The organism is Psychromonas marina, assembly GCF_030161115.1.
Classification (GTDB): Bacteria; Pseudomonadota; Gammaproteobacteria; order Enterobacterales; family Psychromonadaceae; genus Psychromonas; species Psychromonas marina.
Window position 1 is genome coordinate 1 of the sequence record NZ_BSPQ01000014.1, and the last position, 3631, is coordinate 3631.

The following is a 3631-nucleotide window of genomic DNA, read 5'->3' on the forward strand; positions in this document are numbered from 1 at the left end:
AAGTAATATTTAGATTGACGTGGGAAGTCATACCAACGCCCACTTAAGCGGACAAAAATTGTTGGCTAAAATTGTGTAGCGGAGCGAAACATAGCCGACTGTTTTTGTTCCGTTTAAAGTGCTTGTTAGAAGCTCGCGGGTCAATTTTAACCGTTTGAAACACTAGCCAAAGATAGAGAGAAATAGTAAACCATTTCTGTTCGATTTAAAGCCACTTACGCATTAACTTTGAACTCTGTAGAAAACACTTTGTGAAGGTAACTAAAAACCAATTTAGATAACCAAAATATCCGAATTTACACAGTAACGATATTACAAATCTCACGACAAAACAGTGCTCAAGGCGTATTTGAAAAACCACAACACCGCATAAAAATTAGCGACTTATAACGCCCACATTAAGCGGACAAAAATGGTTGGCTATACTTGTTGAGGTACGAAACAAAGCCAACTGTTTTTGTTCCGACTTAAATTGCTTGTTATATGCTCGCGATCAGTTTACAAAAAAGTGATAAACTACCCTTCATATTTAAATTTACACTAAATAACTTGGTTATCCAGTGAACAGCCTGACTACTATATAAATAAACATAAGCAAGTTAACAAACAATAGGAATTTGATATACCCCTCTTTAATCCCCCTCCATTCAAATGGGTTCGTATAAAACAATGCTTTTTTCAATAAATGCGCTGGATTGTTTTTATGGGGAGCACCTTCAAACACTCGATCTAATATCGCCTTATTATGCTTTTTGATTAGTAAATATATGTAAAACTGCAGTAAATTTAAAATCACTGCCAATACAAAAACATACTCCATTACCATTATTCCTTGTACTATCCGTTAAATAACATATCTAAAACATTCAAAGTAACTCAATCGGTAGCGACATATAACGCCTAATTAAGCGGACAAAAATAGTTTGCCAAACTTGTTGAGGAACGAAACATGGCGAACTGTTTTTGTTCCGTTTAAATTTCTTGTTATGTGCTGTTTTATAAACTGCCAACAATTTTATCAAATTCTATTCTTGGTAAAACTTTAACACCACGCTGAGTTTCCCAGCCTTTAACAAAAGGTACATCTACAAACTTACAAGATTTAACATTCTGCAACTTCAAATCTTGCCTTCTATCTTTATTTCCATTTTTGAGAGTTACATATCTCTCTACTATAGAAATTATTTCCCCAAAGAATGCTATGTTATTCGTTCGATCAATGATGTAAGCCGAGTCTCCAACTGATGTAGCAGCTAATTGATATCTATTAAGGGCATATCCAGTGGCATGCTCTAATTGACTTGCAGATATCACATCCCTTTTCCCATTCAGCTTAACTTGTTCATCTGAATGTCTTAAAACTAATATATTCAAAAATCCTCCTTGAGTATTTACTGTAATCAGAATATAAAGCCACTGATTCAAAAGCACATAACGCCGCATTAAGCGGATTAAAACAGTGGGTTATAATGTTGAGGCACGAAACATAACCCACTGTTTTAATTCCGTTTAAATGCCTTGTTAGTTGTGTTTGGCGGTATTTAAAAACCAAAGAAACACGATAATCAATATTGGAAACTTTAGCTAGCGACCAATTCAAAAACTGAGATTCAAATTCAACTTAAATCCCCTTTCGAGATGACTTCTTAAAAACTAAAATACAGAATGACGCCCTTATAAAATAAGCAGAGTTAATGGAGCCGAGAATAACGATAAACTTCGAGGTTAAACTTTGCACCAGACGACTATTAACGACAGCATATTTTGGCGGAATGAGCGAGTTTACAGTACCGCCACAAGGCTACGACTTTGAAGATGACAAAACTCAAATCACAACCAAAAATGTTTCTCAGAAAGACTTACCAACATCAATTTTAAAAACCAACTAACGCCCACATTAAGCGGACAAAAATGGTTGGCTATACTTGTTGAGGCACGAAACAAAGCCAACTGTTTTTGTTCCGACTTAAATTGCTTGTTATAAAGTCAGCCGTTGAACCCTACCATTGAAGGCAACATTTCGATATAACTGCCCTTTTCAATTTAAGATTAATTCTCAGCGAAGCGCGTTGACGAACGAAGCTAAAAACTAATTTTAAATCACCAAATAAAACTGGGTTTTGGACACTCAAACAGGCTACCGCACTTGAAGTGCAAAACACACCAAGTAACGACGTTTAGGCTTTGCAAACCAAGCCAATTTTAGCAACCTTAAAACGAAGTTAGTGTTGCCAACTTCGCCAAAAACTTTGCTGATTTTTAGACTTACAAAACCAACCCCAACACCCTAAATGAACACTTTATAACGCCCACATTAAGCGGACAAAAATGGTTGGCTATACTTGTTGAGGAACGAAACAAAGCCAACTGTTTTTGTTCCGACTTAAATTGCTTGTTATAAAGTCAACGATTGAACCCTACAATTGAAAGGTAACATTGCGATATAACTGTCCTTTTAAATTTAAGATTAATTTTCAGCGAAGCGCGTTGACGAACGAAGCTAAAAAGCAATTTTTAATTACCGAATAAAACTCGGTTTTGGACACTCAAACAGGCTACCGCACTTAAAGTGCAAAACACAGCAAGTGACGACCTTTAGGCATTGAAAACCCAGCCCATTTGAGCAATCTTACAACGAAGTTAGTGATGCCAACTCCGCCAAAAACTTTGCTGATTTTTGGACTTACAAAACCAACCTCAACACACTAAATGAACACTTTATAACGCCCACATTAAGCGGACAAAAATGGTTGGCTAAAATTTGTGAGGAGCGAACAATAGCCAACTGTTTTTGTTCCGACTTAAATTGCTTGTTATAAAGTCAACCGTTGAACCCTACGATTGAAGGCAACATTGCGATATAACTGCCCTTTTCAATTTAAGATTAATTTTCAGCGAGGCGCGTTGACGAACGAAGCTAAAAACCAATGTTAAATCGCTTGCTGAAAATCGATTTTGGACTCTCAAACAGGCTACCGCACTTGAAGTGTAAAACACAGCAAGTGACGACGTTTAGGCATTGAAACCCCACCCCATTTGAGCAAACTTACAACGACGTTAGTGATGCCAACCTCACCAAAAACTTTGCTGATTTTTGGACTTACAAAACAAACCTAAACACACTAAATGAACACTTTATAACGCCTCACTAAGAGGCAAAAAATAGTTGGTTAAAATAAGCGACGCAGGAGCAAAAACCAACTATTTTTTGTCCTTTTGAGTGACTTGTTATATGCCGTAATCTCGCTCTACTTTTGAAATACGAACCTTAAAAGAATCATACCAAGACTTACGACCAGTTTTTTGAGCTTCTAAATGTTCAGAGTTCGCTTTCCAATTTTTAATTGAATCTAGATCTACCCAGTAAGAAACAGTTATACCAACATCTTCTCTTGCTGATTCTATACCCAGAAACCCAGATTGTTGTTCAGCTAGCTCGACCATTCTATCTGCCATTTTTCCATAACCATTATCACCCTCGGTTCTTGTGGATGTAAAAATCACAGCATAATATGGAGGTTTAGGCGTATTAGCGATTACTGACATTGGATCTCCTAGGCATATAGACATAATGACTCCCACTAAGGTGCTAGCCTCTACCGTGGGTTAGTTTTTCAACCAGAGCCATAAT

2 protein-coding genes are annotated in these 3631 nt (G+C 36.8%); both read right to left on the reverse strand.

The genetic code is table 11. The features are described 5' to 3' along the window. Positions 1–996: 996 nt before the first annotated feature. On the reverse strand, positions 997–1374 hold the full coding sequence (locus QQK09_RS14200) for a hypothetical protein (protein WP_284204824.1): 378 nt from the start codon (positions 1372–1374) through the stop codon (positions 997–999). Positions 1375–3228: 1854 nt separating this feature from the next. Continuing rightward, entirely contained in the window at positions 3229–3546 is a 318-nt protein-coding gene (locus QQK09_RS14205; protein WP_284204825.1) for an antibiotic biosynthesis monooxygenase family protein, read from the reverse strand. Positions 3547–3631 lie beyond the last annotated feature (85 nt).